The sequence below is a fragment of the Nakamurella leprariae genome, from assembly GCF_016918035.1.
GTDB lineage: Bacteria > Actinomycetota > Actinomycetes > Mycobacteriales > Nakamurellaceae > Nakamurella > Nakamurella leprariae.
The window spans coordinates 1-14,572 of record NZ_JAERWK010000008.1; the positions used below are offsets into that span (position 1 = coordinate 1).

Genomic DNA, 14,572 nt, shown 5'->3' on the forward strand with positions numbered 1-14,572 from the left:
CCGCTTGTCACCCCGGGAAAGCCCTCTACCGTTGGACACGGACATCCTCCTGTCTGGTTGGGACACCAAGCCCGTCGACCACACAGGGGGATGTCTTGGTCTTCAACCACTCAGGCAGTTACTAGCGAGGAACGAGCGAAGCCGGGCGCGGACCAGAAGGCACGGACGTCGTCGGCTGAGCGGACCGCTCGCTGAGAGAACGCCCACAGCGGTTCGGCGGGCGTCCGGGCCACGGTGAATACTCAGCGGGCAGTGCCGCGGCCGCCTCGGTCCGCGGGACGCCACTGGCCCGCCACATCGTTTGTTCTCGAAGGGGAGACGCATGAGTACTGCTCCGGTCAAGGTCACCGTCACGGGAGCCGCCGGACAGATCGGGTACGCCCTGCTGTTCCGCATCGCCTCGGGCCAGTTGCTGGGTCCTGACACCCCCGTCCGGTTGAGCCTGCTGGAGATCACGCCGGCGCTCAAGGCCGCCGAGGGCACCGCCATGGAGCTCGACGACTGCGCCTTCCCGCTGCTGGCCGGCATCGACATCAGCGACGATGCGAACACGGCGTTCGACGGGACGTCGGTGGCGCTGCTGGTCGGCGCCCGGCCGCGTGGCCCGGGCATGGAGCGCGGCGACCTGCTCTCCGCCAACGGCGGCATCTTCAAGCCGCAGGGCGAGGCGTTGAACAAGGGCGCGGCCGACGACATCCGCGTGCTGGTGGTCGGCAACCCGGCCAACACCAATGCGCTCATCGCGCAGTCGCACGCGCCGGACATCCCGGCCGAGCGCTTCACCGCGATGACCCGGCTGGATCACAACCGCGCCGTCACCCAGATCGCGCAGAAGCTCGGCGTCGGCGTCAGCGATGTGCACAAGCTGACCATCTGGGGCAACCATTCGGCCACCCAGTACCCGGACCTGTTCCACGCCGAGGTGGGTGGCCGCTCCGCCGCCGAGCAGGTCGAGCAGGAGTGGCTGGAGAACACCTTCATCCCGACCGTGGCCAAGCGCGGCGCCGCCATCATCGACGCCCGGGGCGCCTCGTCGGCCGCGTCGGCCGCCAACGCCGCCATCGACCACGTGCACACGTGGGTGCACGGCACCCCCGAGGGTGACTGGACCAGCGCCGCCATCGTCTCCGACGGTTCGTACGGCGTGCCGGAGGGCCTGATCTCCTCGTTCCCGGTCACCTCGGACGGCACGTCCTGGAAGATCGTCCAGGGTCTGGAGATCGACGACTTCTCCCGCGCGAAGATCGACGCCTCCGTCGCCGAGCTGAGCGAGGAGCGCGAGGCCGTCCGCAGCCTGGGTCTGATCTGACCGGCCTGATCTGATCCGGTTCCCCGGTCCTCGACGCAAGGCCCGTCCGCGTGTTCCGCGGGCGGGCCTTCGTCGTCCGGAGGGGTCACGTCGCTCCATCGTTCGGGTGATGCTCGGCGGGTCCGGATCACGGAAGCCGTCCGGACGCTGCTACGGTGTCATCGCCGCGTGGTCGGCAGCTCGCACATCGAGTGATAGAAACCCGAAGGAAGCAGTAGTCGATGACGCACGGTGAAGCATCCGGATCCTCACTGCGGATCCTGACCGATTCGCAGCGCCTGTTCCCCATCGGTGGTATCGAGGTCGGTACCCTGCACGACGTGCTCGCCCTGCGGCAGCGCGGCCACGACGTCGCCGTCGCCTACGAGCAGGACGGCGACGATCGTGCCGTCTACCGCGAGGCGGGGGTGGATCTGCTCGGGCCGTACTCCTTCGCCTTCGAACCGCGGCGGGCGCTGACCGGGGTCGCGTCGTTCCTGCCGGCGGCCCGGGCCGTGCAGCGGTACCGCCCGGACGTGCTGTGGCTGAACCGCTTCGAGCACATCGTGTGGGCCCAGGCGGTGTCCCGCTGGGCGCGGCTGCGCTCCCGGCCGATCGTCTGCCACCTCCACCACGTGCCCAACTACGACCGGGTGCGGCTGCTCGGCACGGGCGTCGAGACGTTCGTGGCCGTGTCCGAGCACATGCGCGACGTCTGGGTGGACCGCGGACTGCCGTCCGAGAAGGTGGTGGTGGTCCACAACGCCGTGGTCCCGGAGCGGTATCCGATGGGCGGTGACGCCGAACGGACGGCCGCTCGGGCCGCGCTGGGCCTGCCGCAGGACCGTCCGATCGTGCTGTACTACGGCCTGCTCAGCACCCACAAGGGCGCCGACGTGTTGGCCCGGGCCTTCCGCCGGTTGCCGCCAGAGGCGCTGCTCGTGATGGTCGGGGCGGACGTCCAGCCGGAGGACACCGGGGTGGTGCGGGCCGCCCTGGCCGAGCTGCCGCCGGGATCGGTCCGCACGTTCGGCAACCAGCGTGACGTGGTGCCGTTCCTGCACGCCGCCGACGTGGTCGCCTTCCCCACCCAGTTGCCCGAGGCGTTCGGCCGGGTCGCGGTGGAGGCCATGGCGACCGGCCGACCGGTGGTGGCCTCGCGGATCGGCGCCGTCCCCGAGGTGCTGGGCGCCGAGATGTCCGACCTGTTGGTCGATGCCGCCGACGAGGCCGCGTGGGCGCAGATCCTGGGTAGCCGATTGCACTGGCGCACCGAGGATCCCGACCTGGGCGCGCGCTGCGCCGCCCTGGTGGACCGCCGGTTCCGGTTCTCCGGCCACATCGATGCGCTGGAGCGCGTGCTGATCGACGCGGCCCGGTCCCGGCCGCGGGTCGTGGCCTGACGGTCCGCACCTTCTGCTCCCTCCCGCGGTCCACGACCACGGAAGGGAGCGGGCTGTCACGCGCGGTCGCGGCCGGAGGTCACGCCGGCGAGCCCGTCGCGGGCACGGCGGAGCGAGCGACGCCGGCGAGCACGGTGCGGTCGAGCACGTCGAGCAGTTCGGTGTCCTGCTCGCCGAACTTGCGGGCGAACGAAGCACCGGAGTCGAGCAGGTAGTCCAGGTCCTGGGCGCGCAGCACGTCGGGGCGGCCGGAACTGCGGTCGCTCCACCGGATGGCGTGCAGGGCAGCGTTGTCGACGGTCAGTTCCGGGTCGTTGACCAGGATGGTCGCGGTCGCCGACTCCAGCGGGATCACCGTGCGCCGGTAGTACTCCACGAAATCAGGTCGTCGGTCGACGAAGTCGACCACTCGCCGCAGTGCGGTGCTGGACAACGCGCACCAGCAGTCGTTGTAGACCGGGACCAGACGGGGCCCGAAGGGCGTGCGGCGGGCCCGGACGCCGACCCGGGTCGGCAGGTTCAGCTCCGGCGGAGTGACATAGAAGCGGACGAACGGCTGCAGCCGTGAGACATGGTGGAAGAACGCGCCTCGCAGCCACCGGGTGAGGCGCCGCGCCGGGGCCGGCAGTCGTCGCTCGATCCCGGTCGAGGGCAACGAACGGTACTGGTACAGGTAGCGTCTGCGGAACTCCTCGCGCAGATCGGTGTCCAGTTCGTCGATCCGGTCGACCCGGACCACCGCGTCGGCGTCACTGGCGGCCAGCCGGTCGCGCAGGGCCGAGAGCGGCTCGATCGGGTAGTCCTGCTCGGACAGCAGCATCACCCAGTCCACGTGGAGGTGCTCGAGCATCCAGCGGAACACCCGCCAGCGCGCGGCCTCCAGCGACAGGTCGCCCCAGACGATGGGCTCGTCGCTGATCAACACGTGCACGCCGGGCACGTCGTCGAACCGTGGGGTGGCGCCGCGGAACTGGTCGTGGTGCACCACGATCGGCGCGGTCGGGTCGGCGGTGCGCAGGGTCCGGACCAGCCGCTGCAACTGCGGGCCGGCCAGGTACGAGCTGATGAAGTAGCCGACCCGGACGGCCGCACCGGGCGCGGGCTCGGCAGCCGCTGCGCCATGGACGGCGCCATGGACGGCGCCCTGGCCGGCGTGCCGGGCCGTGGTGGTGGGCGCGGCGACGGCCCCGGTGACGACGGACATGGTCTCTCCCGGAGGGACGGCTCTCCCGCAGGGGGAAGGCGAACGACGACACGGCAACGCATCACGGACACGGAGGTCCGAGGCCGACGACGGGTGGACGCCGCGGCGTCGGCGTCGGCGCCGACGCAGCGGTCGGTGGTCCAGGAGCCGGATCCGTCCGGTTCCGCCGTCGATCGTCACAGTCGATCCGGGACATGTCGAGGCACCGACCGACCCTCTCAGGCTTCCCCCATCCGGCGATTTCCAGCATTTCCAACAATGCGTGATCGGTCGATCACGAAGCGTTCGATGAATTGTCCGACACCCCGAACGAGTCATCACCCGATCGATGTCCGGGACGTTCGTCACACCGCCGCCCTGGGCTGTAACGTCGGCAGGCCGTCCCACGATGCACCTGTTCCAAGCCGGTTCCACCGACCACCGCGCACGCCGCGGTGGTCACTCGAAGCACTCGAGAGAAGCGTCCATGCAGCTGTTCTCGGCGCCGAGCACGACACAGTCGAAGGCGACGGACGGGTGTGGGCACACTCATTTCCCGCCACCGGGTCCGCGTTCCGTGAATCCAGCCCTCCGAACGTCACACTTCAGTGTGAACTGCTGGGCAACCCAGGTGAAAGTACTGCCATCGAATCCGCTGTCCGTTTGCCAGTGCACGGTCAATTCCGTACCGTGTTCTCTGGGCAGATGCACAGCAATTCGACGAGCGTCCGCACCGGAGCAGCCGGTCCTCCGGATGGATCGCACCCAGCCCCGATGTCCGACCAGCCGGTCATCATCACCGCTCGGTCCCACACTGCCTCGTCGCGCAGGTGTCTGGCGTGCAGGTGTCCGCCGTGCCCGAGCCGCTGTACCCGATCCCGCCCGCTGATCCCGCCGTGTGACCCGATGCCAGAAGGTGGCCCACCCGAATGACCACACTCGTGGATGACCGTCCCCTGCTGACTCCGCTCACCGTGCCCGGAGGCGAGCGTTCCGTCGCGCAACGGTGGAAGGCCGTGGTCGCCGCCGTCCCGGACCGCACCGCCCTGGTCTCCGACGGGGCGCACTACTCGTTCGCCGAGGCCGACCGCCGCTCCGACCGGCTCGCCGCGCTGCTGCTGCCCCGGCTGCCCGCGGGGAACGACCCGATCGCGCTGGCCATGGGCCACGACGCGGACACCGTCGTGGCCGTGCTCGCGGTGATCAAGACCGGTCGCCCACTGGTCATCCTGGACGCGCACATGCCGGCCGAGCGACTGCGGGTCATCGCCGGCCTGGCTCGGGCGACCGCCGTGCTGACCGATCCCGCCCGCGCCGAACTCGCCCGGTCCCTGGGCGAGCCCGTCGAGCTGGTGGTCGACACCACCGAACTGCTCGCCGCCTCGGGGACCGTCCCGCCGCCACCGCTGCCGGAGCGCGACTACGGGGACACGGTCGCCATCATCTTCACGTCGGGATCCACCGGCCTGCCCAAGGGTGTGGTGAACACCAACGGCCAGTCGCTCAACGACGGGCTGTTCCTGCGCGTCGGGCTCGAGCTGACCAGTGACGACCGCATGGCGCTGGTCTTCCCCCTCTCCTTCCTCGCCGGGTACGCCACCGCGATCGGGGCGCTGCTGACGGGCGCCGCGGTGCACTGCTTCGACCCCCGCGAGGCCGGACTCGGTGGGTTCGCCCGCTGGCTGATCGACGAACGGATCACCGTGCTGTCCTGCACGCCGCACCTGCTGCGGTCGGCGACCGGTGCGCTCGAGCCGGGTCAGACCCTGGAATCCCTGCGCGTGGTCTGCACCGCCGGTGAGGCGATCCATGGTCGTGACGTGGCGGCCGTCCGGCCGTTCCTGTCCCCGGACGCCACCTACGTGAACATGACCGGTTCCTCTGAGATCGGGTCGCTCTCGTCCTTCGCCATCCGCCCCGGCGACGAGATCCCGAACGGATCGGTGCCGGCCGGCATCGCCGCACCCAACAAGCGGTTCCACGTCGTGCTGGACGACGGCACCGTGGCGCCGGACGGCGTCCCTGGCCACCTGGTCGTCACCTCCGAGTACCTGTCGGCGGGCTACATGACCAGCGCGGAGCTGACTGCCGAGAAGTTCGGCGTGGACTCACACGGCGAGCGCTTCCACCTGCAGGGCGACCTGGCCCGGATCGACAACGGCATCCTCATGCTGCTCGGCCGGGACGACGCTGCCGTCAAGGTGCGCGGCTACTTCGTGGAGCCGGCCGAGATCGAGTCGGCCATCCTCGACTCCCCCGCGGTCCGCGAGACGGTGGTGCTGGCCGTCACCGATGACGCGCACCCGACGTACCTGGTCGCCTACGTGGTGCCCGACCCGCGGGCGGCCACCGAGTCGGTGGCGGCGCTGCGCCGGCGGCTGCGGGAGCGGCTGCCCGAGTTCATGGTCCCGGCAGTGATCGTCCCGATGACCGCGCTGCCGCGGAACGAGCGGGGCAAGGTGGAACGCCGCGCGCTGCCCGCCGCGCCGGAACGCGCGATCGGTGCACCGCCGGCCACGCAGTGGGAGAAGGTGGTCGCCGACCTGTGGGGCGAGGTGCTGGGTCTCGACGAGATCAGCCTGGACGACGACTTCATGGCGCTCGGCGCGGACTCGCTGACCGCCGAGGAGATGCTGGCCAGGGCCGGTGACCGGTTCTCGGTCTCCCTGGTCACCTCGGACCTGCTGGAGGCGCCGACCCTGCGCGAGTTCAGCCACCGGGTCAGCCTGGGCTCCGCCTCACTGCCCAGTCACCCGGACGTCGTCTCGCTGGGCGGTCGCGGCACGGCGACCCCGGTGTTCTGCTTCGCCGGCGGCGGCGCCCTGGCCCTGGGCTTCGCGCCGATCGCCCGGCACTTCGGCGACCGGCCGGTGTACGCGTTCCAGTCCCACGGTCTGGAACGACGGGCCGTGCCGGATCGGACCGTCGAGGCGGCCGCCGACCGGGCGCTGCAGCTGATGCGGGTGATCCAGCCCGCCGGGCCGTACCTGGTGGTCGGCCACTCGTTCGGCGGGCTGGTCGCGCTCGAGGTCGCCCGCCGGTTGCGCGACGCCGGTCAGGAGGTCGCCCTGGTCGGCCTGCTGGACACGTTCCTGCTCACCGGCCTGACCGTCCAGGACGCCACCGAAGCGGCCCAGATCGCCCAGGGCGCCATGGTGCCGCAGCGACTGGACACCCCGCCGGGGCGGTTCGCCGGCGGCTTCCAGGCGCTCGACGGCCTGCTGCGCCGGGTGCTGCCCGACGGTGTCCCGCACCTGCCGGAGTGGGGTCGGCACGCGCGGGCCAAGGTGGCCGGCGTCATCACCTTCGACGGGCAGCGGCAGTTCGATGCGCACTTCGACCACACGGTCAAGGTCGCCCGGCGCTATCAGCCCAAGCCGTACGACGGTGCCGCGCTGCTGATCACCGCCGAGAACAACCCGCAGGGCGCGGCGACCTGGGCCCCGGTGCTCACCGGGAGGCTCGAGGTTCGGGACATGCCCTGTGAGCACAGCTCGATGATCCGGGAGCCGCACGCCGCTCAGGTGGCCGCGCATCTGGCCGCTGAGATCGACGCGCTCGGACTCTGAGCGGAGGGCTCACCGGCCCCGGACGCGCGTCGGGGCCGGTGGGAGCCGGTCAGCGGCGCAGTTCGGCGTCGACCCGGTCGAGCAGGACGCTGCTCCGCTCGGTGGACACCTTGCGGGCGAACAGCTTCTGCAGCGGGACGTCGGTGCGGTCCTCGTCGTCGGGGGTGCCTCCGGGCGCACGGGCCGCGTCGGCGACCCGGTCGAAGTCGCCCTCGGTCAGCCAGGCCGGATGGTGGGATCCGCGGGCCGGCCACTTGATGAACCACGGATGCCGGTGGCTCACCGGCACCGCCGGCTCCCCGGTCAGCATCGGCGAGCTGAGCACCGACGCCACGACACTCTCCTCCGGCACCAGCGTCGATCGCCAGAACCTGACCAGGTCGGGACGGGAGTCGACCACCCGGACCACCAACTCCGCGTCGTGCCGGCTGAGGATCTTCCACTGCGACGTGGCCCGCAGCTCCTGCCCGGCGGGCAGCGGTCGCTGCCAGGTCGTCCGCACCGGGACGCCGCGGACGGTGACCAGGTCGTCCCCGCGGTGCAGGAAGCGGTGCGCCGTGCGCCACCGGCCGCCGTCGGGGTGCCGGGGCACACTCCACGGCTCGAACGGGATCGGCGCGTTCATCAGGTACGAGCGCCCCGCCCACGGCTTGAGCGCCTGGATCAACCCGTCGGTGGACAGCAGCGGGTAGTCCGACCCGGAGAGCACCGCGATGTGATCGGCCGACGAGTGCTGCAGGGCCGCCCGGAGCAGGTCGATCTCCACCCGCACCAGCGACCAGCTGCCCAAGGTGGCCGACGTCCGGGGCACCGCCCGGACCCGGCCGTCCCATCCGGCGATCATGGCCCCGGCCACGTCGTCGGCGGTCTTGCTGTCGCAGTGCACGACGACCGGGACGTCCTCGAGGGCGCCGATCAACCGGCGCACCTGCGGCGCGTCCCGGTGCGCCATCACCACTGCAGCCAACGACGTCATGGTCCGGCGGTCGCCCCCTCGTCCGATCTCCAGTCGGAACGGTCACTCCGCTGGGCCGGTCCCGCATTCCGTCGGTACCTTACGCCGGAAGTTCCCGGTGATCGGGTGAAACATTCGTCACTGGACCGGGTGATGCTGCGGCAACATCGTCACAGACCGAGTCATTGGCGCCCGAATTGCGTTTTAATGGGTGCTCAGTCCGATCCAACGCTCACGGAGCGTGGACGCAACGCAGATCGCTGCGCCGCGTCCGAAGATCGGTACAGCCATCCGTGTGGGCTCGTCGTCGCTCCTGCATGCCGGACGCCGGTCTTCCGGTGCCGAGATCCATTCGAGGGGTGACGTGACGAGCTCGACGCCGCCGGTGCAGGACCCGGCCGCCGCACGGCGACCCGGCCCGAAGCACCGCGCTCCCCGGGGGCGGACGCCTGCGCCCGACGCGACCGGGTCACCGGCCGCCAGCGACGCGGCCGCCACGGCGTCGCTGGCGATCATGGACCCAGCCGGCGGCCCCGCCGCGGGGGAGGCAACCCAGCACCAGGCGCCCCAGAGCGAGGCCACCGACCGTGCCTCGGGCTCGGCCCTCTTCGGCCGCGGCCTGCTCTACGGCATCGTCACCGCACTGCAGCTGGTCACCAGCGCGCTGGTCTCGCCGATCCTGGCCCACCTGATGGGCGACCCGGCGGAGTTCGGACGGTTGTCCTCGGCCATCGCCCTGCACCAGATGTTGGTCGTGGTCGGCGTGGTCGGGCTGGACCAAGCGGTGGTGCTGCGCCGCGGCCAGGACGGGCACGACCGGGACGCACGCTCCCTGGCCAGTGCGGCGATCATGGTGGTCACGGCGGTCACCGGCCTGCTGTTCGTCACCTCACGGTGGTGGGGCGAGTTCTTCGGCTTCGGCGAGGCCTCCCCGGTCGTCACGGTCACGGTGCTGTGGACCCTGCCGTCCGCCGCGGTGATGATCATGATGGGGCTGTTGCTGGCCGGCGACCGGCTCGGGCCATACACCGCGGTCGGCATCGCCACCGCCGCCGGCGGCCAGATCGCCGGCATCGTGGTGGTGCTCATCGCCGGCCCCTCGGCCCAGGACTACCTGCTCGGTCTGGTGGCGGTGGACATCGTCGCCACCGTGGCCGCCGCCCTGCTCACCCGCCCGCAGTGGCGCCGTGCCATGTCCTGGAAGGTGCTCCGACCGGGCTTGACCCTCGGAGCCCCGTTGATGTTCAGCGCGCTGTCGCTGTTCGTGCTCAACGCGGGCGATCGCATCGTCATCCAACGGCTGCTCGGGCCGGCCGAGGTGGGCCGGTACCAGATCGCGTACACGGTCGGCTTCGTCGCGGCCCAGTTGATCGGTCTGATCGGCAGTGCCTGGACGCCGCGGTTCGCCGCCATCAAGGACCTGCCCACCCGCTGGCGGCTGATCGGGCAGTCCCGCGACGCCCTGTACCGGGTGCTGTGCCCGGTCGTCCTGGGTGTGGTCCTGGCTGCCCCGATGCTGCTGCGGATCGTGGCACCGGAATCCTTCCAGCCGGACTCGCTGCTCATCGTGGTCTTCCTCATCGTCAGCAACGCGTTCCTGATCGCCGCGACGGGCGCCACCGGCCGGATGCTCATCACCGAGGGTCGTTCCGTGCCCCTGGCCGTGTGGGCCGGCACCTCCGCCGCGCTGAACGTCGGCCTGAACCTGCTGCTGGTGCCGATCGCCGGGATCGCGGGGGCGTCCGCCGCCACGGTGATCGCCTACACCGCGCAGAGCTTCGGCCAGCGCTGGTCCGCCGGACGGCGTGATCTGTGGCCCCGGACACCACGACGGTTGCTGGTGATGGCCGGCGTGGTGATCGCGGTGGCCGCCGGGACGGTGCTGCTGCCGCAGGATCTGGGCTGGAACATCGCCCGGGTGGTGCTGGGGCTGGCCTGCCTGCCCTGGTTGTGGGTCGAAGTGCAGCGGGCCCGGAGGAGCTGACGAGGCGCTACCGTCGTGCCCGGCGTGATTCGTTCCGGTGATGGCACGCCCCGCCCGGGTGAACTGCACCCGTTCGGGCCGTCAGACTTGTCCGGACGGCCCACGCTGTGCCAACCATCGAGTGCTCACCGCTCGAACAACAGTTCCGATCCGCGCAACGGGCGTGATGCACACACGTCCGTGTACGGGCCGAACCAGCACGCCGAACACGGGCTGGCCGAACGAGGAGGGAGTCCGGGTGGCGTTGCGACGTCCGACCGGTCGACGGACCGACGGATCGTGGTGCTCCACGATGCGACACGGCGAGGTCGCCCCATGGTGACCGACACCCGCACCGGCGCACGCGGCGTGGACCGGACGACCCCGGACGACCGGCCTGAGCCCGGGCCGCTGGGCCCCCGCCGGGAACTCGTCCGGGCCGCCCTGGTCGGCGCCGCACTGCTGGCCGCCCTGGTGCCCCTGATCGCCTCGGTCGACGTCGCCTTCACCGGACGCGCGGTCCTGGCCACCCTCTTCATGATCGGGGTGCCCGGTGTCCCCGTCGCACTGGCGTTCCGGCTGCCGTCGGCGCTGCTGACCACCGCGCTGGCCGTGGCGACCAGCTTCTGCGTCCACATCGTGATGGCCACCATCGGCATCTACAGCGGCTGGTGGCACCCGGTGGGCGCGGCCTGGATCACCGCGGCGATCGGTCTGGCCGTCACTCCGCTGGCCTGGTGGCGGCACGCCGCCGGTCGGCGGTGGGCCCGGCCGACCCTGGCGGCCCTGCTGCCGCCGGACCGGCTGGTCGGTCTGGCCGGGCTGGCCGTGGCCGCGGGCCTGTGGTGGTGGGAGACGCGGCGCATCCCGCTGGACGACAGCGGGGCGCTGGGGCTGCTGCCCGAACTGAGCTGGCGGTACGTGCTGGCGTTGCTGGTGCTGGCCGCCGTGGTGGCGTTCGCGCTGGTGCGCCGACGGATCGACCACGTCGTGCTGACGGTGGCCGCTGCCCTGCTGGCCCTCATCGCCTTCGCCACCGTGGCGGTGACCGACGGCAACGGCAGCGTGCCGGTGGGCTGGGTGCACGTCGGCTTCATCCAGTACATCAGCGACAACGGCGACGTCCCGGCCAGCTTCGACGCCCGGTTCAGCTGGCCCGGCTTCTTCGCCGCCGCGGCGGAGCTGGTCACCCTGGGCGGCCTGCGGGACGCCAGCGGGCTGCTGGTGCTGGCTTCACCCGTCTACAACGTGCTGGCCATCCCGGCGCTGCTGGTGATCGGCCGGTTCGTCACCCGGTCCTGGCGCTGGTCGTGGGTCGCGGTGTTCATCTACCTGCTCGCCAACTGGTACCAGCAGGACTACTTCTCCCCGCAGGCCACCGCGTTGGTGTCCTACCTGGCGGTCATCGCCACCCTGCTCTGGCTGCTGGACGGGGCCGGGGTCCCCCGGCTGACCGGCGGGTTCGGATCCCGCATCCGGCAGGCGGTCACCCGGCTACCCGGGCTGCCCCCGTGGGTGTCCCCGCGCACCGGCCAGGCCCTGGGCCTGCTGCTCGCCTTCGTGATCGCCGGCCTCACCGTCGGCCACCAGCTGACCCCGATCAACCTGATCTTCTGCCTGGCCGGCTTCGCCGTCTGCGGGCTGATCCGGTACCGGATGCTGTGGCTGATCGCCGGCCTCGCCCTGGCGGGTTGGTTCAGCTACGGCGCCACCGACTTCTGGTTCGGCCACCTGCGCGGCATCGTCAGCGAGGTCGGGGCGGTCGGGAACGCGCTGGACTCCAGCGTGTCCGGGCGGCTCACCGGCAACGCGACGTACCAGCAGGCCCAGTACGTCCGGATCGCCTGGTCCGGGTTGCTGTTCCTGGTCGGCGGGGTCGGCGCCTGGCTGTTGCGCCGCCGTCGCGAGGCGCTGCTGCTGGCCGGCCTGGCCTGCGCGCCGTTCGGGCTGCTGGCCGTGCAGAGCTACGGCGGCGAGGTCATCATCCGCTGCTTCCTGTACGCCACGCCGGTGCTGGCCGCGCTCGCCGCGGTGGCCCTGCGCGGCGGGGTCCGCGCGCTCGGCCGGGTCGGCGCACGCCGGTCCGCCGGGGGCACGGTGACGCACTCCCCCGCCACCGCCCGTCGGTCCCGGATCGTCTGGGCCGTCGTCTCGGTGCCGGTGCTGCTGGTCGCGGCGCTGGTGCTCACCTTCACCCGCGGGCTCAACGTCTCGTTCGAGCGGACCCCGCCCGCGCAGGTCGCCGTCGGGCACGAGCTCTACCAGCGCGCCCAGCCGGGCGACAGCATCGCGCTGGGGTACGGCACCGGACTGAGCCCGTCCCTGGACATCACCGAGATCAGGGTGCGCTGGTTCACCCCGCTGCTCTGCGAGGGCGAACCCGCCCTGGCCTGCCTCGGCGACGACCCACCGCGTTTCGTCGTCGTCACCATCACCCAGCAGCAGTACGCCAACCTCTCGCAGGGCCTGCCCGAGGGCGAGATGTGGCGCTTCGCCGATGAACTGGTGGCCAGCGGCGTGTACCAGAAGGTCATCAGCGACGGTGACGCCTGGCTGTTGGAACGACGGACGGAGGTGACGCCGGCATGATCCACGCGATCACCACCTGGCTCGGCCTGGTGCTGTTCCTGGCCGCCGCGGTGTGCGCGCTGGCCGCCGACTTCCTGCGGCAGCCACTGAGCCCGGCGACCGGGTGGAAAACGACCACGGCGCGGCTCACGCGGGCTCGTCCGGTGCCCGTCGGCGGCCGTGGGTCCAGCACGTCGCTGACCGACGAGCTGCTGGCCGGACCGGAGTCCAACGGCCCGCCGATCCGGGCGGCCGACGACGAGACGCTGGGCGCCGTGGTCGGCCGGGCCGGTGGCGGCGACGAGCCGATCGATCGGGTGACCCATGATCCGACCCACGATCCGACCCACGATCGGACCCACGAGGCGACCGACGGTGCCGCCGGCCAGGGTGCGCCGACGGAAGACACCGGGGTCGCCGAGGACGGTCGCCGGGGCCGGCAGTCCCGGGCCGCCTGGGTGACCCGGCTCGGCCTGCTCGCCGTGGTGCTGGCCGTGCTGGCCGCGCTGGCCACGATCATCCGGTTCGTCGAGTTCACCTCCTGAGCGCAGCCAGGCCGGCCGGCACCGGGCGAGTCAGCGCTCGAGCTCCAGGACCGTTCCCAGGCCGACGTCGATCATGATCCGGTCACCGATCGGCGCCGCCAACGGCACGTCGACGGGATACAACTGAGCCATCGCGGTGCAGGTCGCGCTGAAGTCGCCGATCGTCGCGACGGCCACGGTGAAGGTGTGAGCCGTCTCCACGGTCTGCGTGGTGAACCCCTGGTGACACGGCGCCGTCCCACCCGCGACGAGCACTCGCACGGACGCCGGGCCGGTGATCCGCGCTTCACCCAGCTCGGGAGCGAACCCGGCGACTCCCGTCGCCTCGGTGAGACCCGGCACGGCGTCGACGGTCAGCAGATGGTCCGGGGCCACCGCGACGCGGGCCAGCCGGGCCGGCGTCCCGGCGATGGTGAACTCCCAGGCTGGGACCACCGCCTCGCCGTACGCGGTGGCCAGCGTCATCTCGCCGAACACCGGGTCGACGAGCGTCACGCTGCAGCCGCCGCAGTCCTGCCCGTTCCCACCGGCGCGCAGAGCCTCCACCGTCGCGGCCGCATCGATCACCGGAACCACGGCGTCGTCCCGTCCAGGTGTCCGGACCACGCCCGTGGCGGGGGCGCCGAGATCGACTGAGGCGAACTCCACCGCGCCGGCGGCGAGCGCCGTCTGAGCGTCTCCGCTCGTGTGCCACTGCGACCAGTCGCCGCGTCTTGCCACAGCCCGAACGGATGTCCGCCCTGGCCGGCCGGGATGACCGCCCCGTCGGGGGCACCCTGCACTGCCGCGTCCCACGCGGCCAGGACTGCATTCGTCAGGTCGAGGGGTGCACGTGCGGTGCTGGCCACCGAGCCGCCCGCGGTGCTGGTCACGTCACGTCCCGGCGACGATCCGACGGTGCGGTCGGTGGATACCGTGGTCAACGCGGCATCCGTCGTGTCGATCCCGGTGCCGGTTCCGATCGACGCGGCGCAGGCCGGCAGGAGCAGCATGCCGGCGATGAGACCGATCAGCGACCTGACTGGTACCCGCATGGCTGCACTCCCCTGACGTCGACCCGGATGGGTTCGGTCCGTCCACGCGGTCCGCGATGGATGG

General features: G+C 71.7%; 10 protein-coding genes. 7 read left to right on the top strand and 3 right to left on the bottom strand.

Features of this window, described 5'->3' with window-relative positions; translation table 11 throughout:
* Window positions 1-322: 322 nt before the first annotated feature.
* Window positions 323-1,309 carry a malate dehydrogenase gene (locus JL106_RS05440; RefSeq protein ID WP_205259692.1) on the top strand — a complete coding sequence of 329 codons (987 nt, stop codon included), beginning with the start codon at window positions 323-325 and terminating at the stop codon, window positions 1,307-1,309.
* Window positions 1,310-1,530: 221 nt separating this feature from the next.
* A complete protein-coding gene (locus JL106_RS05445) occupies window positions 1,531-2,691 on the top strand; it encodes a glycosyltransferase family 4 protein (protein ID WP_205259693.1) in 1,161 nt (386 codons plus the stop codon).
* 79 nt (window positions 2,692-2,770) lie between these two features.
* Here JL106_RS05445 and JL106_RS05450 read toward each other — a convergent pair whose 3' ends face one another.
* Window positions 2,771-3,895, bottom strand: coding sequence for a beta-1,6-N-acetylglucosaminyltransferase (locus tag JL106_RS05450; protein WP_205259694.1), 1,125 nt, complete (start codon window positions 3,893-3,895; stop codon window positions 2,771-2,773).
* 908 nt (window positions 3,896-4,803) lie between these two features.
* On the opposite strand from JL106_RS05450, the gene JL106_RS05455 reads away from it, so the two are divergent.
* Complete coding sequence (locus tag JL106_RS05455; RefSeq protein WP_205259695.1) at window positions 4,804-7,443, top strand: alpha/beta fold hydrolase; 2,640 nt, start codon at window positions 4,804-4,806, stop codon at window positions 7,441-7,443.
* A 49-nt stretch (window positions 7,444-7,492) separates the two neighbouring features.
* Here the strand turns inward: JL106_RS05455 and JL106_RS05460 are convergent, their stop codons facing one another.
* On the bottom strand, window positions 7,493-8,419 hold the full coding sequence (locus JL106_RS05460) for a beta-1,6-N-acetylglucosaminyltransferase (protein ID WP_407940104.1): 927 nt from the start codon (window positions 8,417-8,419) through the stop codon (window positions 7,493-7,495).
* A 493-nt stretch (window positions 8,420-8,912) separates the two neighbouring features.
* Between JL106_RS05460 and JL106_RS05465 the strand changes: the two genes are divergently transcribed.
* From JL106_RS05465 to JL106_RS05475, 3 genes are all read left to right on the top strand, one after another.
* Window positions 8,913-10,382 carry a lipopolysaccharide biosynthesis protein gene (locus JL106_RS05465; RefSeq protein ID WP_205259697.1) on the top strand — a complete coding sequence of 490 codons (1,470 nt, stop codon included), beginning with the start codon at window positions 8,913-8,915 and terminating at the stop codon, window positions 10,380-10,382.
* Between the two features lie 315 nt (window positions 10,383-10,697).
* Window positions 10,698-12,950 carry a hypothetical protein gene (locus tag JL106_RS05470; protein WP_205259698.1) on the top strand — a complete coding sequence of 751 codons (2,253 nt, stop codon included), beginning with the start codon at window positions 10,698-10,700 and terminating at the stop codon, window positions 12,948-12,950.
* Window positions 12,947-13,474, top strand: a complete 528-nt coding sequence (locus JL106_RS05475) for a hypothetical protein (protein ID WP_205259699.1) — start codon at window positions 12,947-12,949, stop codon at window positions 13,472-13,474. Before JL106_RS05470 ends, JL106_RS05475 begins: the two co-directional genes overlap by 4 nt.
* A gap of 30 nt (window positions 13,475-13,504) precedes the next feature.
* On the opposite strand, the gene JL106_RS05480 is transcribed toward JL106_RS05475, so the two are convergent.
* On the bottom strand, window positions 13,505-14,050 hold the full coding sequence (locus tag JL106_RS05480) for a hypothetical protein (protein WP_205259700.1): 546 nt from the start codon (window positions 14,048-14,050) through the stop codon (window positions 13,505-13,507).
* A gap of 261 nt (window positions 14,051-14,311) precedes the next feature.
* Between JL106_RS05480 and JL106_RS05485 the strand changes: the two genes are divergently transcribed.
* The gene (locus tag JL106_RS05485) at window positions 14,312-14,524 is read left to right on the top strand and encodes a hypothetical protein (protein ID WP_205259701.1); all 213 of its coding nucleotides are present in this window, start codon (window positions 14,312-14,314) and stop codon (window positions 14,522-14,524) included.
* The last annotated feature ends 48 nt before the right edge of the window (window positions 14,525-14,572 follow it).